The sequence below is a fragment of the Xanthomonas arboricola genome, assembly GCF_002940665.1.
Classification (GTDB): domain Bacteria; phylum Pseudomonadota; class Gammaproteobacteria; order Xanthomonadales; family Xanthomonadaceae; genus Xanthomonas; species Xanthomonas arboricola_B.
In genome coordinates this window covers 227,193-252,668 of sequence record NZ_MIGY01000001.1, presented here as the reverse complement: position 1 = coordinate 252,668, position 25,476 = coordinate 227,193, and the positions used below count along the sequence as shown (strand labels likewise).

General features: G+C 66.0%; 28 protein-coding genes. 5 read left to right on the top strand and 23 right to left on the bottom strand.

All coding sequences use genetic code 11. From position 1 onward, the window contains the following. Positions 1–115 precede the first annotated feature (115 nt). The 3 genes from XarjCFBP7645_RS01215 to xopAW all read left to right on the top strand — a co-directional run bounded on the left by XarjCFBP7645_RS01215 (position 116) and on the right by xopAW (position 2,432). A complete protein-coding gene (locus tag XarjCFBP7645_RS01215) occupies positions 116–490 on the top strand; it encodes a ComEA family DNA-binding protein (RefSeq protein WP_308685772.1) in 375 nt (124 codons plus the stop codon). 361 nt (positions 491–851) lie between these two features. Further along, positions 852–1,613, top strand: a complete 762-nt coding sequence (locus tag XarjCFBP7645_RS01210; protein ID WP_104535937.1) for a HutD/Ves family protein — start codon at positions 852–854, stop codon at positions 1,611–1,613. A gap of 153 nt (positions 1,614–1,766) precedes the next feature. After that, on the top strand, positions 1,767–2,432 hold the full coding sequence (xopAW, locus tag XarjCFBP7645_RS01205; protein ID WP_104535936.1) for an EF-hand domain-containing protein: 666 nt from the start codon (positions 1,767–1,769) through the stop codon (positions 2,430–2,432). A gap of 291 nt (positions 2,433–2,723) precedes the next feature. On the opposite strand, the gene XarjCFBP7645_RS01200 is transcribed toward xopAW, so the two are convergent. From XarjCFBP7645_RS01200 to XarjCFBP7645_RS01125, 16 genes are all read right to left on the bottom strand, one after another. Beyond that, the gene (locus XarjCFBP7645_RS01200) at positions 2,724–4,463 is read right to left on the bottom strand and encodes a flavodoxin domain-containing protein (protein WP_104535935.1); all 1,740 of its coding nucleotides are present in this window, start codon (positions 4,461–4,463) and stop codon (positions 2,724–2,726) included. Next, complete coding sequence (locus tag XarjCFBP7645_RS01195; protein WP_104535934.1) at positions 4,460–5,434, bottom strand: FAD:protein FMN transferase; 975 nt, start codon at positions 5,432–5,434, stop codon at positions 4,460–4,462. Before XarjCFBP7645_RS01195 ends, XarjCFBP7645_RS01200 begins: the two co-directional genes overlap by 4 nt. A gap of 67 nt (positions 5,435–5,501) precedes the next feature. Continuing rightward, a complete protein-coding gene (locus tag XarjCFBP7645_RS01190) occupies positions 5,502–6,305 on the bottom strand; it encodes a DUF4198 domain-containing protein (RefSeq protein WP_104535933.1) in 804 nt (267 codons plus the stop codon). 172 nt (positions 6,306–6,477) lie between these two features. Further along, positions 6,478–6,993 (bottom strand): DUF2271 domain-containing protein, encoded by a 516-nt coding sequence (locus XarjCFBP7645_RS01185; protein ID WP_104535932.1) that lies wholly within the window; start codon positions 6,991–6,993, stop codon positions 6,478–6,480. 23 nt (positions 6,994–7,016) lie between these two features. Next, positions 7,017–7,655, bottom strand: a complete 639-nt coding sequence (locus XarjCFBP7645_RS01180) for a PepSY-associated TM helix domain-containing protein (protein ID WP_104535931.1) — start codon at positions 7,653–7,655, stop codon at positions 7,017–7,019. A 7-nt stretch (positions 7,656–7,662) separates the two neighbouring features. Next, positions 7,663–8,421 (bottom strand): tetratricopeptide repeat protein, encoded by a 759-nt coding sequence (locus XarjCFBP7645_RS01175; protein ID WP_104535930.1) that lies wholly within the window; start codon positions 8,419–8,421, stop codon positions 7,663–7,665. Then, positions 8,414–9,100: a Fe2+-dependent dioxygenase gene (locus tag XarjCFBP7645_RS01170; protein ID WP_104535929.1), complete on the bottom strand. Its 687-nt coding sequence runs from the start codon at positions 9,098–9,100 to the stop codon at positions 8,414–8,416. The genes XarjCFBP7645_RS01175 and XarjCFBP7645_RS01170 overlap by 8 nt, the downstream gene beginning before the upstream one ends. Before the next feature lie 48 nt (positions 9,101–9,148). Further along, positions 9,149–11,467 (bottom strand): TonB-dependent receptor, encoded by a 2,319-nt coding sequence (locus XarjCFBP7645_RS01165; protein WP_104535928.1) that lies wholly within the window; start codon positions 11,465–11,467, stop codon positions 9,149–9,151. A 566-nt stretch (positions 11,468–12,033) separates the two neighbouring features. After that, positions 12,034–12,363 carry a non-heme iron oxygenase ferredoxin subunit gene (locus XarjCFBP7645_RS01160; RefSeq protein ID WP_047129065.1) on the bottom strand — a complete coding sequence of 110 codons (330 nt, stop codon included), beginning with the start codon at positions 12,361–12,363 and terminating at the stop codon, positions 12,034–12,036. Beyond that, positions 12,360–12,899 carry a GNAT family N-acetyltransferase gene (locus XarjCFBP7645_RS01155; RefSeq protein ID WP_104535927.1) on the bottom strand — a complete coding sequence of 180 codons (540 nt, stop codon included), beginning with the start codon at positions 12,897–12,899 and terminating at the stop codon, positions 12,360–12,362. The genes XarjCFBP7645_RS01160 and XarjCFBP7645_RS01155 overlap by 4 nt, the downstream gene beginning before the upstream one ends. A gap of 206 nt (positions 12,900–13,105) precedes the next feature. After that, complete coding sequence (locus XarjCFBP7645_RS01150) at positions 13,106–14,350, bottom strand: cysteine desulfurase (protein ID WP_104535926.1); 1,245 nt, start codon at positions 14,348–14,350, stop codon at positions 13,106–13,108. Then, positions 14,347–15,609 carry a Fe-S cluster assembly protein SufD gene (gene sufD, locus XarjCFBP7645_RS01145; protein WP_104535925.1) on the bottom strand — a complete coding sequence of 421 codons (1,263 nt, stop codon included), beginning with the start codon at positions 15,607–15,609 and terminating at the stop codon, positions 14,347–14,349. The genes XarjCFBP7645_RS01150 and sufD overlap by 4 nt, the downstream gene beginning before the upstream one ends. Next, a complete protein-coding gene (gene sufC / locus XarjCFBP7645_RS01140) occupies positions 15,609–16,373 on the bottom strand; it encodes a Fe-S cluster assembly ATPase SufC (RefSeq protein ID WP_104535924.1) in 765 nt (254 codons plus the stop codon). Before sufC ends, sufD begins: the two co-directional genes overlap by 1 nt. Position 16,374: 1 nt before the next feature. Continuing rightward, the gene (locus tag XarjCFBP7645_RS01135; protein ID WP_104535923.1) at positions 16,375–16,830 is read right to left on the bottom strand and encodes a lysozyme inhibitor LprI family protein; all 456 of its coding nucleotides are present in this window, start codon (positions 16,828–16,830) and stop codon (positions 16,375–16,377) included. Further along, positions 16,827–18,284 (bottom strand): Fe-S cluster assembly protein SufB, encoded by a 1,458-nt coding sequence (gene sufB, locus XarjCFBP7645_RS01130; RefSeq protein WP_102584994.1) that lies wholly within the window; start codon positions 18,282–18,284, stop codon positions 16,827–16,829. Before sufB ends, XarjCFBP7645_RS01135 begins: the two co-directional genes overlap by 4 nt. 16 nt (positions 18,285–18,300) lie before the next feature. Continuing rightward, a complete protein-coding gene (locus XarjCFBP7645_RS01125; protein WP_104535922.1) occupies positions 18,301–18,759 on the bottom strand; it encodes an SUF system Fe-S cluster assembly regulator in 459 nt (152 codons plus the stop codon). A 174-nt stretch (positions 18,760–18,933) separates the two neighbouring features. Between XarjCFBP7645_RS01125 and XarjCFBP7645_RS01120 the strand changes: the two genes are divergently transcribed. Next, positions 18,934–19,401 carry an SET domain-containing protein gene (locus XarjCFBP7645_RS01120; protein ID WP_104535921.1) on the top strand — a complete coding sequence of 156 codons (468 nt, stop codon included), beginning with the start codon at positions 18,934–18,936 and terminating at the stop codon, positions 19,399–19,401. Between the two features lie 106 nt (positions 19,402–19,507). Next, the gene (locus XarjCFBP7645_RS01115) at positions 19,508–20,050 is read left to right on the top strand and encodes a type 1 glutamine amidotransferase domain-containing protein (protein ID WP_104535920.1); all 543 of its coding nucleotides are present in this window, start codon (positions 19,508–19,510) and stop codon (positions 20,048–20,050) included. A gap of 146 nt (positions 20,051–20,196) precedes the next feature. Here XarjCFBP7645_RS01115 and XarjCFBP7645_RS01110 read toward each other — a convergent pair whose 3' ends face one another. The 7 genes from XarjCFBP7645_RS01110 to XarjCFBP7645_RS01080 all read right to left on the bottom strand — a co-directional run bounded on the left by XarjCFBP7645_RS01110 (position 20,197) and on the right by XarjCFBP7645_RS01080 (position 25,228). Then, positions 20,197–20,793, bottom strand: a complete 597-nt coding sequence (locus XarjCFBP7645_RS01110) for a DUF1439 domain-containing protein (protein WP_104535919.1) — start codon at positions 20,791–20,793, stop codon at positions 20,197–20,199. A gap of 55 nt (positions 20,794–20,848) precedes the next feature. After that, the gene (locus tag XarjCFBP7645_RS01105) at positions 20,849–21,169 is read right to left on the bottom strand and encodes a hypothetical protein (RefSeq protein ID WP_104535918.1); all 321 of its coding nucleotides are present in this window, start codon (positions 21,167–21,169) and stop codon (positions 20,849–20,851) included. Between the two features lie 280 nt (positions 21,170–21,449). Then, the gene (locus XarjCFBP7645_RS01100; protein ID WP_166774432.1) at positions 21,450–21,758 is read right to left on the bottom strand and encodes a DUF3861 family protein; all 309 of its coding nucleotides are present in this window, start codon (positions 21,756–21,758) and stop codon (positions 21,450–21,452) included. 90 nt (positions 21,759–21,848) lie between these two features. Further along, positions 21,849–22,469, bottom strand: a complete 621-nt coding sequence (locus tag XarjCFBP7645_RS01095; RefSeq protein WP_104535916.1) for a M23 family metallopeptidase — start codon at positions 22,467–22,469, stop codon at positions 21,849–21,851. A gap of 135 nt (positions 22,470–22,604) precedes the next feature. Further along, positions 22,605–23,030, bottom strand: coding sequence for an HU family DNA-binding protein (locus XarjCFBP7645_RS01090; protein ID WP_026064288.1), 426 nt, complete (start codon positions 23,028–23,030; stop codon positions 22,605–22,607). 598 nt (positions 23,031–23,628) lie between these two features. Beyond that, positions 23,629–24,477, bottom strand: a complete 849-nt coding sequence (gene proC, locus XarjCFBP7645_RS01085) for a pyrroline-5-carboxylate reductase (RefSeq protein ID WP_047126911.1) — start codon at positions 24,475–24,477, stop codon at positions 23,629–23,631. A gap of 58 nt (positions 24,478–24,535) precedes the next feature. Next, complete coding sequence (locus XarjCFBP7645_RS01080) at positions 24,536–25,228, bottom strand: YggS family pyridoxal phosphate-dependent enzyme (RefSeq protein ID WP_047126910.1); 693 nt, start codon at positions 25,226–25,228, stop codon at positions 24,536–24,538. Between the last annotated feature and the right edge of the window lie 248 nt (positions 25,229–25,476).

The window sequence follows — 25,476 nt, the reverse complement described above, 5'->3', positions numbered from 1 at the left end:
CGCCTTGGGGTAGGTATTTCCCTACAAGGCGGCGCGCAGTTCACCGGCTGTGTGAAAAGTTCGTTGGCGATAGGATTGCTGCATGTGGCGCGGGACACTGGCTCCGCCGGCAGGAATGCTGGCTAGGACCATCACCCAAGCCACAAGGAGCGTTGCAATGAAGTCATTTACCGTAGCCCTGAAGTCCCTGCTACTGGCGTTGCTGTTGTCCTCGAATGCGTATGCGTTCGACAAGGTCGATATCAACACCGCGTCTGCTGAGGAATTGGACAAGGTGCTGACGAACGTCGGGCGATCAAAAGCCGAGGCAATCGTCGAGCACCGTCAGGCGAACGGTCCCTTCAAAAGTGCCGAGGAACTGGCACTGGTCAAGGGCATCGGACTCAAGACGGTCGAACGGAATCGAGACCTGATCGAAGTAGGAGCCACGATGGCTCCCGCCAAGAAGGCTGCCAAGGGGGCGGCGGTGAAACCGGTGGGACGGCGTTGAGGGGAAGGGATCCGAGATACGGTTCGACGCGAGGATGCGTGGCCGCAACCTAACTGGACAGGATGTCCGGGGGATGGCTGGAAGCCGACAAGGACGTGGAATCGCCCGGTGTTGCACTTGGATGTGCAGCCGGGCGTTTTTCGTTTTGGGGCCACTTGGGTTACGCGCACCCAACCGGCGGTGACCGCAGGAAGGGCGGTCTCAGCAGGAAGCGCCAGTCATATCGCAAGGCACCGGCCGCTTTGTGAGGTGTTGGCCACACCATCAAGTTCGAGGCTCGGCGTCACGCCTGAGGCTCAGCGTCAGGCGCGATGCACAATACGAGACGGCCTGGGCGCCACGCTTGCGGCACAATGCGCCAATGCAGCTGACAGACCTGAGCAGCCGGGTGATTCCGGCCACCGACTACCGGCGCGAGCGATGGCGCAATCGACTGGGCTGGACGCGCGAGATCCTGCGCCTCGGCCATGTCGACGCTTGGGCGCTGCGGCTGTCGATCGCCGAGATCGAGCAGGACGCCGCATTTTCCGCATTCCCGGGCATCGATCGCGAGCTAGTGCTATTGCACGGCAATGGCATGCGGTTGCAGTTTGGCGATGCCGCCAGCGGTACTGGCACCGCGACCGGTATTGGTGGTGGCACTGCTGTTAGCGGTGGCGGTGGCGGTGGCGGTGGCAGCAAAAGCGATAGCGGCAATGAGGGCGGTAGCGCTGACCATGGCGGCAATGACGCCGGCGCCGATGGCGGTACCGATGCTTCCGGCAGCAGTCATCGCAGCTGCGAATTGCTGCCGCCGTATCAGCGAGCCCGATTCGCAGGCGAAGAAACGGTACATGCGACGCTGCTCGACGGGCCGACTCGGGATTTCAACCTGATGTGGCGGCGTGACCTGGTGCAGACCGAACTGCTGCATCGGCCGCTGGTCGGCACCATGCTGTTCTTCGCCGATCCGGGCAGCGCCTGGGCAATCCATCTGCTTGCAGGCCAGGCCAGCTTTGGACGCGATAGTGGCTTGCCGCCGTTGGCTGCGGGCGATACCGCGTGGCTGAGCGCCTCCTCGCGTACCCGTTACGTGCTCGATGGCGGCGGCGAGTTACTGGCGATCCGGGTAAGGCCGGTCTAGGACGTTGCATCTTTATCCGCGGCAGGTCGCGCCCCTCAGCACGTGCCCGGATGCATTCGTGTCAATGCAGACAAACGATGGCATCGCTGTGCCACCTGGCTCGGGAACAGTGCGAGCGTCGGGAGTGGTTCCGGCAATTCCAGGGGGAAATCCATGAGTACCATCAGCTCGGTCGGGTCCGGCTATGCCGCCTACACGTCCTATGCAAACCGCAGTGCGGCCACCGGCAACACCGCATCCACGGCGCAGTCGGAAAAAGCCAATCCGCTGACGCAATTGTTCAAGTCCATCGATAGCGATAGCGATGGCAGCCTGACCGCGTCGGAACTGTCGACCGCGTTGTCGTCCAGTAGCAATGAGGACGGCAAGATCGACATCGATGGGCTGCTGAGCATGCTAGATCAAGATGGTGGCGGCACCGTCAGCGAGAGCGAACTGGCACAGGCGTTACCGCCGCCGCCGCCTCCGCCGGGTCAGCAAGGACAGGACGTGCAGTCGTTGTTCGCGGGCCTGGACAGCGATGGCGACGAGAGTGTCAGCAGCGGTGAATTGAGCACGCTTGTCAATGGCGACAGCGCATCGAGCACGCAACTGCTTGACCTGCTTGACAGCGACAAGAGCCGAGCGCTGAGTCTGCAGGAACTGCAAGAGGCGATGCAGCCGCGCGATCCGCCGCCGCGCCCGCCGTCGTCCGCCGATGCATCCAGCAGTGATGGCACGCAGCAGGCGTATGCAGCGTTGGTACAGATGGCTGTAGGGCAGTACCGCAGCATTGGCGGCAGCGCGGCAACCAGCACTCTGGTCGATCTGGCAGCGTAACTGGGGTGGTTGGGCGATAACGGGGACGCTTTCCGATGCACTTCGGGGCAATGTGCTTTCTCCCTCGCCGTCGGCGGCTGACACAACGCCACATGCGGTTGTCGGCAGCTGGCAACGGTTGGGACCATCGGGAAGGGCAGGTGGCTGCGCGCTAACCGTGACGGCTGATCAGCCGTTACGGTTGGCGCGCTGCTACCTGATGCATGGAAGCTGCGGATTTCAGCAACAGGCGCGCTCGGCTGGCGTCTGTGCAATCGCGTTGTGGTCCCTCTGGCAGCCGCACAAGATGGTTCAGTACACGTCGCGACGATAGCGCCCGTTGCGTAGCAGTTCCTGTCTGACACCGGCACCGAGGATGGAATCCAGCGCAAGGTCGAGCTCGGGCGCCATGCCGCGCAGGCTGCCGCAGACGTAGATGCAGGCGCCCTGATCGATCCAACGACGCAAGCGATCGGCGGCAGCCGCCAGTGCGTGTTGAACGTAATGCGGCGGCTGTGGTTGGTCGCGCGAGTAGACAAGATCCAGGCGCTCGATCCATCCGTCCTGCAGCCACTGCTGCAGTTCGTCGGCATACAGTGCGTCGTGCGCGGCATTGCGTTCGCCGAACAGCAGCCAGTTGCGACGTGCACCGGCTGCGATGCGTGCACGCAGATGCGCGCGCAGACCGGCGATGCCGGTGCCGTTGCCGATTAGCAGCATCGGCTGGTCGGGTGCGGGCGGGTGGAAGCCGGGGTTGCTGCGCAGGCGCAGCGCTATGGCCGCGCCGATCGGTGCGTGGACGCAGAGCCAGCCGCTACCCAGCCCCAGGCTGCCGTCGGCGTGCCGATGCTCGCGTACCAGCAGTTCGGCGTGGCCTTCCTCGGGAATGGAGGCAAGCGAGTAGTCGCGATGGGGCAAGGCGGCCAGGCGGCGCACCAGTGCTTCTGCGTCCAGTGCTGAATTTCCACCTGTAGTTGCTGTGGCTGTGTCTGTACTCGTATCCGTACCTTGGCCGATTTTGACTCCGGCATCGGCATCGGAACCAAAAGCGGAAACAGGACTGGCGCCGGCACCCACATCGCTACCCAGAGCGGCATCGGCATCGACGGGAAGTTGTGCACCGCCGAGCCAGTCGCGCAGGGTGCGGCCGTCGATTCGCTGCGCGCCATCGCGTTGGTTGCGCTGCAGCCAGGACTCCACCGCGTCCGGCGCATTATGCGGTGCGATCTCCGCGATATCGCCTGCGCTCCAGTGCGGCAAGGCGCCATCGCATGGCGTCAGGCGCAGTCGGTAGACCGGCGCACCCGCGCTACCGGGATTGACGTGGACACGCTCGCGTAGCTGCCAGGCGATATAGGTCGGCAGGCCCCAGTCGGGTTGCGTCGCGAGCGCGGGCGCCAGTTCCGCCAGCAGACGCTGCCATTGCTGCAGCGCGTTCGGGTCAGCGTTATCGACCTCGATGCGCTCGAACAGGCGAGTGGCGCCGCGCGCCTGCAGGCGATCGTCAAGGCGCCGTCCGAACGCGCAGAAGTGCGCATAACCACGATCGCCGAGTGCCAGCAGGGCATAGCGCACGGCAGCCAGATCATGCGCGTCGTCGGCCAGCCAGGCGCGCTCGGCCGCCTGCGCATGATCGGGTGCATCGCCTTCGCCGGTGGTGCTGGCGATGCACAGCAGCCGCGGTACGCGTGCGAGTTGATCGCTATCGACGGCTTCGATCGGCAGCGCATGTGCGGCGACCCCTGCCGATTGCAGCGCGGCAACGCTGCGTTGCGCCAGCTCACGCGCAAATCCGGTCTGGCTTGCCCAGACGATCAACACACCGCTGGCGTGTGCATGGTGTGCGCCACCGCGTTTGCGTGCCCGCAGCAGCACGGCCGCGCACAGGGCCAGATACAGTGCCAGGCCGAGCGCTGCCAGCTGCCAGCGATGCGGCGTGGGTACGCTCCACCAGGTGCCGTCATGCAGGCCGGCCAGCCAGCCGACGATGGCGGCAAGCGCCAGCAGTACCAGCCCGTTGCCGAGCCACACGCGTGAGTTGGCGGTGATCATGACGCGGACAGGTGGCGTTCGAATGCAGGGCTCATGGATTCGAACAGAATGCCGTCCCTGCGCACCAGAAATCGCACGGCCAGTTCTGCGCTGCGGGCATGGGCAAGACCGGCATCAATGCCAAGCACAGTCATCGCGGTGGCCCAGGCATCGGCCTGCATTGCATCGGATGCGAGGACGGTGACCGCCGCGGGGGCATGCGGAACGGGCGCGCCGGTGCGTGGGTCGAAGGTGTGCGTATAGCGTGCGCCATCGGCATCGAAGCGGTGCCAGCGATCGCCGGAGGTGGCGACCGCCAGGCCGTCCAATGCCAGCACACGTGCCGGCAGCGCGGTGCCGGCGTCTTCGTCGGGGGTGGATTCGACCAGCACGCGCCACGCGCTGGCGTCGGGCTTGCGTCCGTAACCGAACAATTCGCCGCCGATCTCGATCAATGCACTGTCGATACCCGAGTGCAGTAACGCCCGATGCACGCAATCCACACCGAAGCCCTTGGCGATGCCGGACAGATCCAGTGCCACCGCGCCCGGCTGCAGCACCCGCATGCCATCCAGGCGCAGGCGTTGCCAACCACAACGCAGGCTCGCCAACGCGATCGCGTCCGCTGCCGGCACGCGCTGGCGCGCGCCGGCAGCACCGAAGCCCCACAGCTCGACCATCGGGCCGACAGTGGGGTCGAAGGCCCCCTCGCTGGCCTGCGCAATCTCCAATGCTGCAGTCAGCACTGTGTGGAATTCGTCGGGCAGACGGTGCCAGCTGCCTGCCGGTGCACGGTTGTAACGGCTGATATCCGAATCGGCCTCCCAAGTACTCATCTGCGCGACCACGCGATCCAGCGCGGCCTGGATGCACGCATGCAAGGGGTGCAGATCGCGCCGGCGCGGCGCCACCAGCTTCACGCTCCAGGTGGTGCCCATGCTGCGGCCGCCGAGCGTGGCGATGGCGTGGTCGGCGGAAGACGATGCGGACATGGACGGATCTTATGAAGATGGGGCGGCAGGATGCACGCTGCGTGCGCTCCTGCCGCGCACCGGCAGATTACTGCGGTAACACTTCCAGCGTGACGACATAGCCCAGGCGGCGCTGCTTGGCCTGCGGCAGCGAGGTCTTGGTGTCTTCGGTGGTGGTTTCCAGCCAATACATGCCCGGCTCCGGCCAGGTCACGCTGAAGCCGCCCTTGGCATCGGTTTTGAGCTTGATCTCGTTCTGCGCATCGCGATAGCGGGTGCCGCCGCGCACGATCTCGATCTCCAGCCCGGCCGCCGGTTTGCCATCCAGTTGCAGCGTGAACTGCGCCGCTTCGCCGGCAACCAGATCGTTGGGATGGGTCATCGGAATCAACTCGATGCCCTTGCCGGCGGGCTTGAAGACCGTGGTGGTCGGCGCACCGCGGGTGACGAAGGTTTCCACCCGATTGAAGGACTGCGAGACCTGCAGGTCCTGCGCGTTCTTCGGCACTTCGGTGGCGAAGCGGGCTTCGTCGCCGCGCCAGCGCTTTGGCTTGCCGTCTTCCTTCCAGCTGGCGAACAGGCCGGCGTTGACGATGCTCAGCCTGTAGGTGCCGGGCTGGGTGAGCTGCAGATCGAACACGCTGCGGTACTTGCCGGTGGCCAGATTTTCCGGCTTGAGCGCGCTGCCATCGGGCGCGGTGATGCTGAGGTTGTCCAGGCGCAGCGGCACGTGGTTGAAGTAGAACAGGTCGTTGGACACCGCTGCATCCACGGTGATCCACGGCGCCTCACCGGCGATGACGGTCTGCGACGGCAGCAACCAGGCCTTGTGGGCGAGTGCGCTGACCGGCAATGCGGCGAGCATGGCGATCAGGACGAGCGAACGTTTCATGACAACTCCTTGAAGGACGATGAGGACGGTAGGTCACGTGTCTGATCAGCGCGCAGGTATGGCGCTGGGTGGATGCGTGGGAAGCGATATGTGTCTGGCAACGCGATGCACTGCGCACCTGTGCCGCGGCCGGCCGCGTACGCTGCGCGCGGCCGCCACCAGCAGGCAATGCTCAGGGTTTTGCGACCAGGCTGACGGCGCCGAGCTCGCTGCTGCCGCTGGCCTTGGCGGTCTGCGCAGACGTCGCCGGCCAGGTGAAAGGCACCTTGACCAGTTCGCGCCCACCGACTTCGCGCGCGGCTTCCACCACCAGCGTGTACTGGCCGGCCGGCAGCGACTTCAGCGCGCCCTTGGTATCGGTGAACGACAACGCGTGCGCGCCGGCAGGCCGGGTGGGGCCGGTGACGCCGTCGACCGGCACGTCCAGCGTGCGGCCGCTCTTGCGCCACCACTGGCGCAGATCCGGCAGCCACTTGGTACCGTGGCCTTCGGCGGTGTCCTTGGATTGATACCAGACCGCCAGATTGGCGGCGACCTTCTGGTCGGCACCTTCCAGCCAGATCGCTACGTACGGGCGGTGATATTCGGCGACGTTGAGCTTGGGGATCTCGACGTTGATGTCGAGCGTGGCGGCGTACGCCGGCATGGCGAGCAGGCCGCTCAGGGCGATGGTCAGGGTGGCGCGCATGATCGTCTCCGGTAGGAAAAAAGTCAGTGGATCAACAGCAGGGCGAGCAGCAACGGAATCAGCAGACCCAGGCCGACCAGTGGCCAGGTCATGCGGCGCTGGCGCGCATGCAGATGCAGCAGGAACAGCCCGGTGATGCAGAACACCAGGCAGGCGATAGCGAACACGTCGATGAACCAGCCCCAGGCCGGCCCGGCATTGCGTCCCTTGTGCAGATCGTTGAGATAGGCGATGGCACCGCGCCCGGTACGCTCGTATTCGATCGCGCCGGTGCTGCGGTCCAGGCTCAGCCAGGCATCGCCGCCAGGACGCGGCAGCGCCAGATACACCTCGTCGGCCGACCATTCGCCAGCACGGTTACCGATGCTGATATCCAGCTCACGCCCCAGCCACTGCGCCACGCGTGGCGGCAACGGGGCATCGCCGTCGTCGCGGGTGCCCAGGGACTTGAGCAATGCCGGCGGCAGCGTGAGCGTGCGGTGTTCGGTCGAGGGGCTGGCTTCGATGCGCCCGGCATGGTTCAAGGTCAGCCCGGTGATGGTGAACAGCAGCATGCCGATCAGGCACAGCGCCGAACTGATCCAATGCCATTGATGCAGCATGCGCAGCCAGAAGCCGCGGCGTTGCTGGGTGGTGGCAAGAGTGTCGTTGGAGGTCGCCATGGCGCGCTCAGGCCACATCCGCTGCGGGCGACGGCCGCAGGTGCGATTGCCGCGCGGCCACTTCGCTCAGCAACCCGCGCAGACGTGGCTGCGTTGCACCCGCCAGCAACGGGGTGAGCTGTTGCAGGAAGCCGGCATGCCCGCCGGCGATCGCACGGCGCATCCATCGCTCGGCCTGGTCGATGTCGCCGGCGTCTGCGAGCAAGGTGGCGTAACCGGCCTGGCCGCGAAAATCGCCTGCCTCGGCAGAGCGGCGGTACCAGTGGCGCGCGGCGACCGGATCGGCAGTGCAGGCGAGGCCCTGGTCGAGATAGCGCGCCACGAAGTTCATCGATTTGGCATGCCCGCGCTCGGCGGCGGTGCGATACAGCGCCAACGCCTGCGCGTGGTCCTGCGCCACGCCCCGGCCCGAGCCATACAGATGGGCGAGGTTGTACATGCCCCAATCCAGCCCATGCTCGGCGGCGCGGCGGTACCACAGCGCCGCCAGCACCTCGTTGCACGCGGTGCCGAAGCCCAGTTCGTGGCAGCGCCCCAGCTGGTTCATCGCTTCCGGATGCCCGGCATTGGCGGCGACCTCGTACCACAGCATCGCCATGGCTGGATCGGCGGGGATGCCGCGGCCCTCGGCGTAGAGCTGGGCGAGCAGCAGTTGCGCTGCCAGATCCTGGCGCTCGGCGGCCCTGCGCAGCAGCGCGACCGCGCGATCGGGTTGCGTGTGCAGCAGCTCGATCAGCTGCGGCGGGTCCAGTGCGGGCTCAGACATCGGCCCATTGCCGCAACAGGTTGTGATAGACGCCGGTGAGCTGGATCAGCGACGGATGGCCGGGGGTGTCCTGGGTGAGCCGCCGGATCGACACATCCAGTTCGAACAGCAAGCGACGCTGCGCATCGTCGCGCAGCATGCTTTGGGTCCAGAAGAAACAGGCGACACGGGCGCCGCGGGTTACCGGCATCACCCGATGCAGGCTGGTGCCGGGATAGATCACCAGGTGCCCGGCCGGCAGCTTCACCGACTGCGTACCGTAGGTGTCCTCGATCACCAGCTCGCCGCCGTCGTAGCTGTCCGGGTCGCTGAGAAACAAGGTGGCCGAAACATCGGTACGCACGGGATCTGCGCCGCCGCGACTGCGGTCATAGCGGATCGCGTTGTCGACGTGATAGCCGAACGATTGCCCGCCGCTATAGCGATTGAACAGCGGCGGATAGATGCGCCGCGGCAATACCGCCGAAAAGAACGTGCTGCTTCGCGAGAGCGCGTCCAGCACCAGCGCGCCGGCCTCGCGTGCGGTGGCGCTGGCTTCGGACAGCTGTGCGTTGTCCTTGGCCTGCGCCGACTGATGGCCGGCGGTGATGCGGCCGTCCGCCCAGTCGGCCGCGTCCAGCCGCGCGCGCAGCTCGGCGAGCTGGGCGGGACTGAGAACATCGGGAATGGGCAGCAACATGCGGTGGTCTCCACGCCGCCCGCGTTGTGCGGACGGCGTGCCAGTGGGTCAGAAACTGAAGGTGGCGCTCAACACCGCCGAGCGGCCTTCGCCCGGAAGCGCCCAGCCATTGCCGGCAGTGACCGTGCCGGCCGCATTGACGGTGAGGTTGTTGCGCACGCTGGTGTAGTACTCCTCGTCGAACAGGTTGTTGACGTTCAACTGCAGGCTGAGCCAGTCGTTGACGCGCAGGCCGACCATTGCGCGGTGCACCCAGTAGTCGTCGGTCTTGAGATAGGCCGCAGCCGAGGCGTTGTTGGGATAGAAACCGCCCTGGTAGGTGACGCCGTAGCCGAAGGTCCACTGGTTGAGCGTATAGGTGGTCCAGATATTGCCGGCATTGCGCGGGGTCTGCACCAGCGCGCGTCCGGCCACCGGGTCTCCGGTGAGGCTCTCGGTGCGGTTGGACACGCTCTGCAGCACTTCGCTGTCCAGGAAGGTGTAGTTGGCGAAGATCGACCAGCGGTCGGTCAGGTAACCGGCGGCGCCAAGCGCGATGCCGTCCACGCGGGCCTTGCCGTCCAGCACCTGCTCGGGGATCAGCGGATCGCCGCTGTTGACCTTGTAGTTTTCGCGCTCGTTGCGGAACAGCGCAGCGGTCAGTGCCAGACGCTGGTCCAGCACGTCCCACTTGCCGCCCAGTTCGATGTTGACCGCCGTTTCGGGCTCGACATTGCAGTTGGCGCCGGCGGTGGCCGTGGCGATCGGCGTGCACGAGCCGTTGACCGAGGCCTTGGACGGCGTCTTGCTGTTGGCGTAGGACAGATACAGGCTGGCGTTCTCCACCGGCTTGAATACCAGGCCGGCGCGATACGAGAACAGGTCCTCCTCGCTGCCGGCCGGGAAGCCCGCGCTCACGCCGGTGACGTTGCCGGCGGCGTTGACGGTGTAGGTGGTGCTGTCGCCTTCGTTGTGTTCGTAGCGGCCGCCCAGGTTGAGCATCCAGTGTTCGTTGAACTGCAGCGTGTCGAACAGGTACACCGCCTGATTGGTCAGGCTGCCCTTGCTGCGCCCGGTGCGGACGTAATTCTGCGGGCCGGTCCAGATGTTGTACGGATTGTCGAAGGACTGCAGCGGATAGGTGATGCCGGTGGCGGAGCCGTCGGCATTGCGGAAGGTGGTGCCGCTATCGAGTTCGAAGTCTTCCTTGCTGAAGGCTACGCCTGCGACCACGCGATGCTCGATGGCGCCGGTGTGCAGGGTGGCGGTCAGGTCGGTCTGGCTGTGCGCGATGAAGTTCTCCGTCTCGCGGACCAGGCCACGCGGGCCGCTGTTGGGATTCCAGCTCGCCGCTGGCTGGCCGACGCAGGCGCGGCCGGTGTACGGGTCGGTGCCGTTGGGCAGGCACCAGGTGCCCTGCAGTGCGGTGGCGTTGGTGGTCTGGTCGACGCGCTGCACGCGCGCCAGACTGCGCAGTTTGACGTTGTCGTCGAAATCCATTTCCAGCACGCCGGTCAGCATGTCCACGTCGATTTCCTGACGCGAGGTGTTGCGGTAACCGAAGAAGGTTTCCGGGTCCACGCCCGGCAGCGGGCCGTCGTTGAACGGACTGAGCGCGAACGGCACGCCGTACTGCGGCAGGTTGTTGTCGTGCTGGTGCAGGTAGCTCAGGGTGAAGCGGGTATCCGAGCCCAGGCCGAACGCCACCGACGGCGCAAAGCCCCAGCGGTGACGGAATTCCTCGTTACGCCCCGGCACGTCCTGGGTGTGGCCCATCGCGTTCAGGCGCACGGCGGTGCCGTTCTCGAAGTCGTGATTGCTGTCGGCGGTCAGCCGTCCATAGCGATCGCTGCCGCCGCCGACCACCACATTGGTGAAGTCGCCCTGGCCGGCGGTCTTGGTGACCAGATTGATGTTGCCGCCGACCGAGCCGGCGCCGGACATCGCCGAATTGGCGCCGTTGATCAGTTCCACCGCTTCCAGGTTGAAGATGTCGCTGCGGCTGTATTGCGCGCTGTCACGCACGCCATCGGTGGTGATGTCGCTGCTGGCGGTGAAGCCGCGCAGGTTGATGCTGTCGCCGTAGCCGCCGCCGCCTTCGCCCGCGCCAAAGGTGATGCCGGGCAGGGTGCTGAGCACGTCGCGCAGCGACAGCAGGTTCTGCTGGTCCATGGTCTGCTTGGTGACCACGGTGATCGTCTGCGGCGTGTCGCGCAGCACCTCGGTGTACTTGGGCGAGGATGGCTTCTGCGCGCGTTCCTGTTGCACCCGGATGGCGTCCAGATCGACCGCGCCCGGAGGTGCCGGCGCATCGCCAGGCTGGGCGAAGGCAGGAGCGGACAGCGTCAGCAGCACGGCCGAGGTGAGCGGGGAAATCCTGGGAGTCATGAGGCGTCTCGAAGAGGAAAGCGAGGCTCCTGCCTGGCGATGGCTCGGCGGATGCGGATGGGAAGGCAGATCGGAAAATGCGCGCCCGCTAGCCCGAGGCGGCCAATTGACCCGACCAGTTTCCGGCCACGCACCGGCGCTGCGCAGCGGGGCGCAAACGAGGCAAGGTCAGGAAGGAAGTGCCGAGCAGAATTGGGCGCATGGGATCGCAGGGCAGGCCAGTTGTTAAGAAGGCCTGAAGGGCTGAGATCTTAAATGAAAATCATTCTTCTTTGCAATGATTGTCGTCTGGCGCCACACATCGAGGCAACCACGCTGCCCGGAGCGTCAGGCCTTGCGCCATCGATCTGAGGTCGCAGGGACCTTGGCATGTATGCGCCCTGGCAAGATGCCCACGTGCCGCCATCGGGCTGGTCGAGCTCGTTGATGGCGCAGCGCCTCTTCTCAGGCAGGCTGCAGATCCGCAGATGCCAGGGGGGGGCGTGCGGCCGGGGCCGAGACTTCGGATCAGAGCCTCGGGTGGTCTCCGCTCAAGGGTGTCGTGTCACGCACGGATCCGGCGGTTGTCAGCGGTCGTCGCGGGTCCAGATGCCGCCGTGTTCGCGCTTGACCGGGAATTTGGGCACCGCGGTGTAGGCCGGCGCACAGAGCGGGCGGCCGTCGCGGATGTCGAAGCGCGCGCTGTGCAGCAGGCACTCGATGCTGCCTTCTGCGGTGTCGAACGCGCCCGGCGACAATTCATAGTCTTCGTGGCTACAGCGGTCTTCCAGCGCATACAACTCGCCGTCGAGGTTGAAGATCACGATCGGGGTATCGGTCACCTCGTCCCAGACGGTCTGCAGCTCGCCGGGCAGCAGCGCCTCGCTGGCGCAGACGAAGGTCCAGGCCTGGTTCACAGCGCTGCGCCGCCGAGCGGTTTTTCCAGTACCTCGAAGCGCAGGTCCTGGCGCAGCGGCACACCGAACCGCTCGTCGCCATACGGGAACGGTTTGGTGATGCCGGTGCGGCGATAGCCGCGCCGCTGGTAAAACGCAATCAGCTCGTCGCGGATGTCGATCACCGTCATCCGCATCACCGGCAGCTGCCACTCGCTGTAGGCGATACGCTCGGCCTCGGCCAGCAGCGTCTTGCCCAGCCCGCCGCCCTGTAGCGAGGGGTCCACCGCAAACATGCCGAAGTAGCCGGCACCGTGGTCGTCGGCGATATGCGCACAGGCCAGCAGGCGCCCGTCCTGCTCGACCAGCAGCACCAGGCTGCGATCGCGCAACAGGTCCTCGCGCAGCACCGCAGGATCGATCCGCGCGCCGTCCAGAAAGTCGGCCTCGGTGGTCCAGCCAACGCGACTGACATCACCGCGATAGGCCGAGGTCACCAGCGAGACAAGGGCGTCGATGTCGTCGACGGTGGCGGTTCGGAAGGTGGTGGTCTGCATGGGGTGCAGTTTAGCGGGAGTCGGGATTGGGATTCGTAAAAGCGCAAGAACGCTGTTTCTTGCGCCGTGTCGGGTGCCCGGATTGGGGTGTTGCGCTGAGTCTTGCCATGGGCACGTGCGCCAACGCAAGGAGGTCTGGCGCACGCGCTGCAGGGTAGCGAAGGGGTCTTCCGAATCCCCAATGCCGAATCTCCAATCCCCCGCCGTCAACCCAGCAACCGACGCACCTTCACCAACGCAGCAACAAAGCGCTCGATCTCGTCATGCGTGTTGTAGAACGCCAGCGAGGCGCGGCAGGTGGCGGCGACGCCGTAGTACTGCAGCAGCGGATGCGCGCAGTGCTGACCCGAGCGGATCGCGATCCCTTCCAGGTCGAGCAGGGTGGCCAAGTCATGAGCATGCGCGCCTTCGATCAGGAACGACACCACGGCGGCCTTGTCCGGTGTGGTGCCGAAGATGCGCAGGCCGTCGATGCGCTGCAGCTCCTCGGTGAAATGCGCCAGCAGCTCGGCCTCGCGCGCTTCCACATGCGCCAACCCGATCGATTCCAGGTAGTCGACTGCGGAGCCCAGGCCGATGAAACCGGCGATGTTGGGCGTGCCGGCTTCGAACTTGTGCGGGGCATCGTTGAACACGGTGCCCTCGAAACTGACTTCCTTGATCATCTCGCCGCCGCCCAGAAACGGTGGCATCGCCTGCAGGTGCTCGCGCCGTGCCCACAGCGCGCCGGTACCGGTGGGCCCACACATCTTGTGGCCGGTGATGGCGTAGAAATCGCAGCCGATGCCGGCCACGTCGATACGCCGATGCGGCGCGGCCTGCGAACCGTCCACCACGGTGACGATGCCGCGCTTGCGCGCCTCGCGGCAGATCTCGCGCACCGGATTGACCGTACCCAGCACGTTGGACACATGCGTGATCGCCAGCAGCTTGACCTCCGGCGTCATCGCCGTGCGCAAGGCGTCCAGATCCAGCGCGCCGTCCGGCGTGATTTCCGCCACGCGAATGGTGGCGCCGGTGCGTTGCGCCACCAACTGCCACGGCACGATGTTGGCGTGGTGCTCCATGCGCGAGATCAGGATCACATCGCCGCTACCCAGGCGCGGCAGCGCCCAGGAATAGGCGACCAGATTGATCGCAAAGGTCGTACCGCTGCACAGCACCAGCTCGTCGGTGCGTACGTTGAGAAACCGTGCAAGCTTGCTGCGCGCGCCCTCGAATGCGTCGGTGGCTTCGGTGCCCAGCGCATGCACCGCGCGGCTCACATTGGCGTTCTGACGACGATAGAACTCGTCGGTCGCGGCGATGACCTGCAGCGGCTTCTGCCCGGTGTTGGCGTTGTCGAAATAGATCAGCGGCTTGCCGTGCACCTGCCGCATCAACAACGGGAAATCCGAGCGCACGCGTTCCCAATCCGGCGCGGCGAGGTGCGTGACGGCGGGTGCGCTCATGCCACGCCTGCCGAGGTCAGTGCGCGGTCCAGCTGCAGCGCCAGTACCGCACTCAGCGCTGCGGGCAGTACGCGCAGCGGCTCGTGGCAGAACGCGGCGCTCAACAAGCGCTGCGCCTGGGCCTGCGGCAGACCGCGCGAGCGCAGATAGAACAAGGCGTTGTCGTCGAGCTGACCGACGGTTGCGCCATGCGCGGCCTGTACTTCCTCGGCATCGATCACCAGCACCGGCTGGGTATCGATCTCGGCATTGGCCGACAGCAGCAGATTCTTGTTCGACAGTCGCGCATCGGTGCCGTCTGCACCGGGACGGATGTTGATGCCGCCGTGGAAGACCACTCGGCTGCGATCGGCGCCCACGCCGCGCCAGACCAGCTCGCAGGTGGTGTCGCGTGCGATGTGCGCGATGCCCAGACGTGTATCGACATGGCGGCGGCCGTTGCCGAGCAGCACGCCATTGGCGATCAGTTGGGCGTTGTTGCCTTCCAGGCGCACGTTGAGCTCGTGGCGCGACAGGTGGGCACCCAGTTCCAGATCCACGCGCTGGTAGCGCGCATTGCGCGCCAGCACCGCATCGGTCCGCAGCAGCGCCGTTGCGTGCGCACTGCCGGCCTGCACGCGGGCATGCGACAGCACCGCATCCTGGGCCAGATGGACATGCATCAGGCTGTTGTGCAGATGCGCGGCATCGCCGACATGCAGGTGATGCTCGACCACATTCAGCGCAGCGCCGGCGCGCAGTTCGATCAGGTGGCGGTGATGCCAGGACAGGTCGTGCTCGGCGGCCGCGCCGATAAAGACCAGGTGCAGCGGCGCCTCGATCTGCGCGCCTTCCTGCACGTGCACCAGCACGCCTTCGTCGGCAAGCGCGGCATTGAGGCGCGCAAAGATTTCATCGCTGCCTTCGAAACGGCGACCAAGCAATTGCTGGGCACCGTCGCCTGCGGCAAGCGACGCGGACAAGGTGTCCAGCCGCACGCCGTCCGGCAGCGTCGACAGCTCGCTCAATGCGTCGGACGGGCGGCCGTTGACGAACACCAGCCGCGGCGATGGGATCTCGTCCAGCAGCGCCGCATCGATCAACGTCGGCACCAGCGGCGCGGGCTGGAAACTGCGCCGCTCCAGTTGCCGCAGCGAGGTGTACTTCCAGGCTTCGGCGCGCGGACCGGGCAGGCCGGTCTGCAGCGCGGCATCGAGTTCGACCCGACGCGCGTCGTTGCCCTTGAAGCCGCGGGCGAGGGAATCCAGCAGGGCGCTCATCAGGCAGCCGCCTCGGGTACCACGCGGTCCTTGAGGAAGTGGTAGCCGTGCTTTTCCAGCTCCAGCGCCAGTTCCGGGCCGCCGCTCTGCACGATGCGCCCCTCGGCCAGCACATGCACCACATCCGGGGTGATGTAGTCGAGCAGGCGCTGATAGTGGGTGATCACCAGGAACGAACGCTCCGGCGAGCGCAGCGCGTTGACGCCGTCGGCCACGCTCTTGAGCGCATCGATGTCCAGGCCCGAATCGGTCTCGTCCAGGATGGCGAGCTTGGGTTCGAGCACGGCCAGCTGGAAGATCTCGTTGCGCTTCTTTTCGCCACCGGAGAACCCTTCGTTGACGCCGCGATGCAGCAGCTCGTCCTTCAGATGCAGCACGGCCAGCTTCTGCCGCACCAGCTTGAGGAACTGCATCGAGTCCAGCTCGTCCTCGCCACGCGCCTTGCGCTGCGCATTGAGGGCGGCGCGCAGGAAGTAGGTGTTGTTGACACCGGGGATTTCCACCGGGTACTGGAAGGCCAGGAACAGGCCGGCTGCCGCGCGTTCTTCCGGCGACAGGTCGAGCAGGTCCTTGCCTTCGAACTGCACGGTGCCGGCGCTGACGTCATAACCGTCGCGCCCGGCCAGCACATTGCCCAGCGTGGATTTGCCTGCGCCATTGGGCCCCATGATGGCGTGCACCTGACCCGGCTGGATGTCCAGCGACAAGCCCTTGAGGATATCTTTGCCGGCAATGCTGGCGTGGAGGTTTTCGATGGTCAGCATGTCACTTCACTTCCGCAGAATTTTTAATGGAACCGGCGCACATCTCGCCTTCCTCGACGCCGTCAAGCCAGGCCTGCAGCTGCTTCACGCGCTGCAGGGTCAGCTCGGCCTCGATCTGGCCGACGCACATCGGATAGACCGAGCCGTATTCGGCGGTGGGATCGGCGTGCGCGGTGAGCGGCATCCGGGCCTCCAGCTCGGCGTCGCGGAACGCGAGCCAGCGCTGCTGGGCGAGCTTGAGCTTGGCCAGGAACAACGGGCTGTCGGCGTACTTGGCCTGGATCGCCTTCCAGGTCCGGTTGAGGCGGGCGTCGGCGTCCTTGAACTCGTTCGCGGCGCACTGATTCAGCGCGCCCTGGCTGGGGGCGTCGTAGCAACTGGGGGCGGGCGCCGGCGCGGCCGCCAGGGCCAGCGTCGGCAGCGCCGAGGCCAGCAGCAGAAGCAAAGGCCTGATCATCCGACCGATCCCTCCAGCGAGACTTCCAGCAGCTTCTTGGCTTCCACCGCGAACTCCATCGGCAGTTCGCGGAACACCTGCTTGCAGAAGCCGTCGACGATCAGCGACACCGCGTCTTCCTGGCTGATGCCGCGCGCGCGGCAATAGAACAGCTGGTCGTCGCTGATCTTGGAGGTGGTGGCCTCGTGCTCGACGGTGGCGCCGGGATTCTTCACCTCGATGTAGGGGAAGGTATGCGCGCCGCACTGCTTGCCGATCAGCAGCGAATCGCACTGGGTGTAGTTGCGCGCGCCGTCGGCGTTGCGGTCGACCTTGACCAGGCCGCGATAGGTGTTCTGCCCGCGCCCGGCGCTGATGCCCTTGCTGACGATCTTGCTCTTGGTGCGTTTGCCGATGTGGATCATCTTGGTGCCGGTGTCGGCCTGCTGGCGATGGTGGGTCAGCGCGACCGAGTGGAACTCGCCCACCGAGTCGTCGCCGAGCAGCACGCACGAGGGATACTTCCAGGTGATCGCCGAGCCGGTTTCGACCTGGGTCCAGGTGACCTTGCTGCGCGCGCCACGGCATTCGGCACGCTTGGTGACAAAGTTGTAGATGCCGCCACGGCCTTCCTCGTCGCCCGGGTACCAGTTCTGCACGGTCGAATACTTGATCTCGGCATCTTCCAGCGTCACCAGCTCGACCACCGCCGCGTGCAACTGGTTCTCGTCGCGCATCGGCGCGGTGCAGCCTTCCAGGTACGACACATAGGCCTTGTCTTCGCACACGATCAGGGTGCGCTCGAACTGCCCGGTATGGCCGGCGTTGATGCGGAAATAGGTGCTCAGTTCCATCGGGCAACGCACGCCCGCAGGAATGAACACGAAGCTGCCATCGGAGAAGACCGCCGAGTTGAGCGCGGCGAAATAATTGTCGCCGACCGGCACCACACTGCCCAGATACTGTTTGACGATTTCCGGATGTTCCTTGATCGCCTCGGACATCGAGCAGAAGATCACGCCCTTTTCGGCCAGTTCCTTGCGGAAGGTGGTGCCGACAGAGACCGAATCGAACACCGCATCCACCGCCACGCCGGCCAGCCGGGCACGCTCGTGCAGCGGCACGCCGAGTTTGTCGTAGGTGTCGAGCAATTCCTTGGGCACATCGTCCAGCGAGGCGTACTTCGGGCCCTTGGGCGCGGAGTAATAGCTCAACGCCTGGAAATCGATCGGCGAGACCTTCAACTTCGCCCATTCCGGCATCGGCATCTTCAGCCAGTGCCGGTACGCCTCAAGACGCCAGTCGGTCATCCATTGCGGCTCGTCCTTCTTGGCCGACAACGCACGGATGACGTCCTCGTCCAGGCCGGGCGGAAGCGAGTCCGATTCGATCTCGGTGATGAAGCCGGCGTCATAGCGTCGGCCCAGCCGTTCGATAATTTCGGCATTCTGCGGGGGTGCAAGTTCGGTGGCCATCGGGCTGCCTACAGGGTCAGGTGGTCGCGACGCGTGCGGCGATGGAACGCCGACGGCCGTCGCCAGGGAGAGAGAGGGGCTGCAACATCTGTGCGAGCGTGACACGACGCAATGCATCGCCGACCACGTCGTTGATCAGGCGCCAGTTGGAGCGCACGCCGCATGTCTGCGCGATGCCGCACTGGCTGTGGTCCTGGCTGCATTCGGTGATCGCCAGCGGGCCTTCCATCGCCTCGACGATTTCCACCAGCGTGATCTCGCTGGCCGCGCGCGCCAGCCGGTAGCCACCGTGCACGCCGCGCAGCCCTTCGACCAGGCCCGCTTGCGACAGCGGCTTGAGGATCTTGCTCACGGTCGGCGCTTCCAGGCCGGCCTGCTCGGCAAGTTCGCTGGCGCTGAGCACCTGACCGCAGCGCGCTGCCAAGACGGTCAACACGACAGTGGCGTAATCGGTGAGTTTGGTGACGCGCAACATGAGGAAGGCGATAAATCCTAAAGCGGACCGAAATTGTACGCTTTCAGCCGGAGCAGGGCCACCTGCCCGGTTCAGCCGCCGGCAAGCAGTAGCCGTTGCGGTTTCTGGTGCGCTTGTGCTTGGCGCATCGTCGCGCTGCAGTCACAATGAGCGGCCCCATCACTGGACCCCTTCATGTCGCGCAAAGTTGCCGCCCGCAAGTCACGTATCCACGGCAATGGCATGTTCGCCCTCGCCGCGCTCCGCAAAGGCGAGCGCATCATCCAGTACAAGGGGCGCCTGCGCACGCACGCGGAAGTGGATGCCGATGACACCGGCGATGTGGAGAGCGGCCACACCTTCCTGTTCACGCTCAGCGACGACTACGTGCTGGATGCCAATTACGAAGGCAACGTCGCGCGCTGGATCAACCACAGCTGCAATCCCAACTGCGAAGCGGTGATCGAAGAGGCCGAAGGCGAGGACCGCAGCAAGGACAAGATCTTCATCGAGGCCAAGCGCGCGATCAAGGCCGGCGAGGAACTCACCTACAATTACGGCATCACCCTGGCCGAGCGGCATACGCCGCGCTTGAAGAAGATCTGGGCGTGCCGCTGCGGGTCGAAGAACTGCACCGGCACGATGCTGCAGCCCAAGCGCTGAGCATCCGCATCCGGCTGCCGCACTGACGCGGCGCACACATCGATTCACTCATGCGCAACAGGTGCATGCCTAGCGTGCGGGCTTCTTTTCAATGAGAAATTCCCGCATGTCGTATTCGCTCTCCGGCAAGACCATCGCAGTGCTGGCCACCGATGGCTTCGAACAATCCGAACTCATTGAGCCCAAGCGCCTGCTGGAATCCTGGGGCGCCAAGGTCGATGTGATTGCGCCCGGCGACGCTGCGCAGATTCGCGCCTGGAACAAGACCGACTGGGGCGATTCGGTGCCGGTGGACCAGAGCCTGGATCAGGCCAAGGTCGACACCTACGATGCGCTGGTGCTGCCCGGCGGCGTGCTCAACCCCGACACCTTGCGCGGCGACGCCAAGGCGATTGCGTTCATCCAGTCCTTTGCCAGTGCCGACAAGCTGGTTGCCGCGATCTGCCACGGCCCGTGGCTGCTGGTGGAAAGCGATCTGGTTCGCGACCGCGATGTGACCTCGTGGTCGTCGGTCAAGACCGATCTGCGCAATGCCGGCGCACGCTGGCAGGATGCGGAGGTGGTTGTCGACGGGGCGCTGATCACCAGTCGCAAGCCCGACGACATCCCGGCCTTCACCGCTGCAGTGGCCAAGGCCCTGGTGGCCTGACCGGTTCGTTGCAATGTTGGAAGTATCAAGACAAAGGCCTGACGTCATGACGCCGGGCCTTTGTATTGACCGAATGGCCGTTCGCGCAGGTTGGCGCAACGGCATGACGGCGCGCTTCGGTCCTGCATTGCAACTAGCGCGTCAGCCTATTTCCCGGACAATGCAGCGGCCGGCACCAGTTGCTCGATGTTCTGGTTGAAATTCACCGCGACGCGGCCGTCGTGGATACCCACCGACTCCACCTGCACATTCCCCATCACCGCCGCGATGGCCGGATCGATGCGATAGATCGGCTCCTTGCGCGCGTAATCGGCCAGCCAGGCATTGAGCAACTCGCGGGTGCTGTGGTCGAGTTTTGCGCCAGCGTTGGCCGGGCGGAAATCGTCGATGGTGGGTTGATCGAGATAAAAGCCCTGCTTGGCCGTGTCGTAGCGCAGTGCGCTGGTCAAGGTCACATTGCCGACCGGCGCGGGCGCGCCGCCGGCGGTGGCGAGCGCCAGGTCGAATGCCATCTTGAGCCGGTCGCCCGGCGGAAGCGACAGCGCCGGATTGCTGACCGTCATCTCGACCAGGCCGCCCAGCGCATCGTGTGTCTGCGGGAAGCGACCGCCCAGGAATTGCTGCAGGTCGCTGCCCTGTACGCTGATCTGGTGTCCCTGGATCTGCGGCGTCGCCCACGCGCCGGTCGTCGGTATCGCCAGAGCGAGGGCAAGCATGGATCCGGCAAGCGAACGCAGTTTCATCGGGTGACTCCGGCAACAGGTGACATCACCTTAGTCAGTGCCGGTGAACCGTGGGTTAGCGCAATACCGGGTGCAGGGTGGCCGAGTAGATCTCCCAGTCGTCGCTGCCGTTGCGCGGCTGCAGCCGATAGGCGCCGACCAGACGTTGGGTGCCGGTGTCGGTACGCACGATCAGCTGCACCGGCACTTCGATCCGGCGCGAGGGCCGTTCCTGATCCAGTGCGACCGGCGGGTCGTTGTTGATGCGCATCGACTGGATATTGCCGATGCCGCGCAGCGCTGCATCGTCAGGCACCGGCGCAGGGCGACCGCCGCTCCACAGGGCGTCGGCATCGCCACGCGCCGTACCTGGCAACGCCCCCAGGTACCGGCGCACGGTTGCGCTTGCTTTAGCGAAGTTGGCGCGCGCGACGGCATCGTCGGGCCTGGCGTCGCCTGGCGGTGTTGGGCGCGCATTGCCCCCCGAGCCGACGCCCGGCGTTTGCGTCGCCGCGACAACGTGCGAGGACGCTGCCGCGTTGTCGGTTTCTTGGTCTGCGCTGCGATGACAACTGCAACCTGCGATTGCCGCTGCAAGCATGACGATCCCCAACCCTCGCATGGCGCATCTCTCGTCCCCAGATGCACGCAGTGTAGCGATCGCTGCGATGCCGGTCTCAGGTGCCGGCGGCCGGCTGCACACGTTGCAGGCGCTCCAGCAGCAACTGCAGTTTTGGCCGCAAGGCCTCCAGTGCATCGCTTGGCTGCGCGCGCGGGCGGGCGGCCAGGTCTTCCAGCAGCTGCGAGCCGACCGTCAGCGCCGCGCATTCGTCGCTGCTCAGATCGCGTCGCAGGTGCAGCTCCTCGAGCAGCCGCATCCAGTCGGCCCGCGAGCGCTGTTCGAATTCGATGGTGCAGCGATCGCTGCAGGGGCGGCCATCGCTCTCGATGGGCGTGACCGTAATGCGATAGCGTCTTCGGGACATGGAGGGGGGCGTTCCTTGGGCTGCCTCCACCATAGGCGTAGCCGGCAACGGCCTCGATAGCTCAGGCCATGACGCAGTGTTCCAGCATGCTCACTGTGCCGGCTGTGGCACGGGTTTGCGTAGCAACGGCAGCGGATCGTACGCACCGTTGCGCCCGTAGACACCATAGTGCAGATGCGGCGGGGTGCCGCGCGCGTTGCCGGTGGTGCCGACCATGCCAAGCGGTGTGCCGGGCTCGACGATATCGCCAACAGCCAGGCCCGCGGCCCAATCGTCCAGGTGCGCGTAGTAATGGCGTTCCATTGCCGGCCCGAGCACCCAGACCTGTTTGCCGCCCAGGCCTTGATCGCGGATGGCGCTGACCACTCCGCGCGTCGCGGACAGCACCGTTGTGCCACGCGGGGCGAAGATATCCACGCCGGCATGACGTCGGTCGCGGCCGCGCGGTGCGCCGAAGGTGTCGGCAATGCGGCGCGCCTGCACGCCTTGAACCGGGACCAACAACTGCACCGGTGGCGACATGCGCGACAGCTCCCAGCTGGTGCGCAGTTGTTCGGCAACCGGCAACTGCCATGCCCAAGGCGCGGCGACACCCAGGGCGCACAGCAGCGCGATCGACACCAGCAGCCGGCGCACGCGGCGTGCAGGGCTACGGGTTGCCGATGACGGCGGTGTGGATGGGCCAGGAGACGATGGGCCGGTCACATGCACCTGCTGCGTTGCAAATCAGCGTGCAGGGTAGGCAAGCGGCGATGAGCGGCATGTGGGGAGTGCCGCGGGCGGTCCTGCACGCTCAAAAAAAAGACGGCCCGCAGGCCGCCTTCGTGACACCGGAGGCGTGCTCGATTAGAGCGCGGCGTCCTTCAGTTTCTTCAGCAGGCGAGCCTTGACCTTGAAGCTGGCCGGCTTGGCCGCGAAGGTCTGCTCTTCCTTGGTGAACGGGTTGATGCCCTTGCGCTTCGGCTTGGCCGGCACATGGACGCTGGTCAGCTTCAGCATGCCCGGCAGGGTGAACGAACCGGCGCCCTTCTTGCTCAGCGACGAATGTGCGGCCGATTCCAGCGTAGCCAGAACGGCGCGGACGTCCTTCGGAGCCAGCTGGGTGGATTCGGCAATGTGCGCGACCAGGCCGGTCTTGCTCAGCGCTTCCTTGATCGGCTTCGGCGCAGCGGACTTGGCAGCAGCGGCCTTGGCCGGCTTTGCGGTCTTGGTCGCGGCGACCTTTTTCACTGCCTTCTTGGGGGCAGCCTTCTTAGCGGCGGTTTTTGCCATGAGTTATGTGTTCCGTGATCGTTGGTGGTGTTGGGTCTGCCGACCCAGTCGGCAACGCGAAATGTAGGGCAACTGCTGCGCGCCGCCAATAGGGAAACGATGAAACGACGGAAAAAAAGCGTCTTTTGACGGGGATTCGTTCACCGGTGGCAGAAAACCTCGGCGAAAGCGCTGTCGACGCGGCTGCGATGCGCAGGCAGACGCGGTGTCTGACGCATAGCAGCAGATCGTTTGCGCGCAGGCATCTGGGCGTTTTCGCCGCGTGCTGGGCGCCGAGCGTTGGCCAAAGTGTGCTGCCGCCGGTGGCGTTCGCTGCCGCGATCAAGCGTCGCGTGGCCGTGCGGTGCAGGACAGGTTTGCGTCGCCAACTGCTGGCGCACGTTCCTGAGGCCTTGTTCTGATCAGCCAATCCGCTGCGTTCGCGCCGCTGCTGCCGTGGGCGCCGGCAGCGTGCGCCGGATTTTTCCACACCCGACAAGGGCCGGTGCGCTGCGTTGCGTGACGGTTCCACTGCGCAATTGCCGTGGCTGTCCTGCGCGCGACCCGGCCGGCCGCTGCGGAACATTCCTAATCCGGATGATGCCCGGTCACAGGCGGCCTAGTCATTGGCCGCCGAGAGGCTGCGGCCGCGCTCGGTCGCTGCGGCAATCGCCCTGGCGGTGAGCGCTTCGAACTGGCCGGCCTGAAATGTCTCGATTGCCGCCTGCGTGGTGCCGTTGGGCGAAGTCACCCGGCGGCGGAGCAGTGCCGGTGCTTCTCCCGATTCGGTCAGCATGCGCGAGGCGCCGAGCAGGGTCTGCAGCACCAGCGTGCGTGCGGTCTCGGCCGGCAGGCCTTGTGCCTGCGCGGCGGCCTCCATCGCTTCGGCCAGCAGAAAGAGATAGGCCGGCCCACTGCCGGACACCGCGGTCACCGCGTCCATCTGCGCCTCGTCGTCGATCCAGACGGTGACACCGGCGCTCTCCAGCAAGCCGGCCGCCTGCGCGCGTTGCGCCTCGGACACGCGTGGATTGGCGTACAACCCGGTCACGCCGGCGCCGAGCAGGGCGGGCGTATTGGGCATTGCGCGCACCACCGCAAGGTCGCCGCCGGACCAGCGATCCAGCTGCGGAGCGGTGATGCCGGCGGCAATGGACAGCAGCAGCGGCTGCTGCGCCTGCGCAAGATCGGCCAGCTGCGCGCATACCCCTGGCAGCACCTGCGGCTTGACCGCCAGCACCCAGAGGGCTGCGCCGTCCACGGCGCTGCGCGCCTGCTCCACAACATGTACGCCGAAGTCGCGCGACAGCGCATCGCGCAGGTCGGCCACCGGCTCGGCGACGCGGATGCTGGCCGCGGGCACGCCTTGCCGGATCAGCCCGGCAATCAGGCTGCGCGCCATGTTGCCGCCGCCGACGAATGCGGTAAGCGCAGCGGCAGAAGGCGAGGGCGAGGAGGGCAGAGTCATTGCGACACCTTAAGTAAGAGGACACAGCGTGCTGGGCGAGGCTGATCGGGAAAAACGGTCAGGACGCTGCAGTAGCCGACGAGCCGCGTTCGCCGAACAACGCAGTCCCGACCCGCACCATGGTCGCGCCGGCCGCAATCGCTTCGGCAAAATCCGAGCTCATGCCCATCGACAAGGTATCCACCTGCGGGTAGCGGCGCTTGAGCTCTTCGAACAGTGCCTGCATGCGGGTGAACGCCGCCATGCGGCGCGCCTGCTCGGGGAATGGCGCGGGAATCGCCATCAGGCCGCGCAATTGCAGCCGCGGCTGTAGCGCGATGGCCGCGGCCAGCCCGTCGACCGCTTCCGGCGCGCAACCGTGCTTGCTGTCCTCGTCGTCGATATTGACCTGGATCAGCACATTCAACGGGGTGCGATCGGCCGGGCGGTGGTTGACCAGCGGCGCGATCAGCTTGGCGCGGTCCACGGTCTGCACCCAGTCGAACCACTGGCTGGCCAGTTCGGCCTTGTTGGATTGCAGGTGGCCGATCAGATGCCACTCCAGTCCCAGCATCTGCAGTTGGGCGATCTTTGTTTGCGCTTCCTGCACGTAGTTTTCGCCGAATGCGCGCTGGCCCTGCGCCGCCAGCGCGGCAACCGCGTCCGCCGGTCGGGTCTTGGACACCGCCAGCAGGCGCACATCGGTGCGCGCGTGTGGAGTCGCGGCGGCGTGGATGGCATCGAGAATCTGCTGCAGCGACGAAGCCGGCACGTGGCAATCCAGGTGGGAAGGAACGCTATAGTGCCGCCCCCGGCTGCGTCCTTCCAGCCGGGTCGCCGAACCGGGCCGGCCAATGACGCGGCCATGGCCCATGGACGCGCCGGGCCGGCCCACAGCGAGGCGAGCTGGCGGCCGATGCCGGAGCTGCCCAGGCATCGGCCGTGCCCGCGCCGCGGCTCCAGACCAACGCCTTCAGGCCCGCGCGACGATGCCGGCCTGAACCGGCCGCGCGCCGCTTC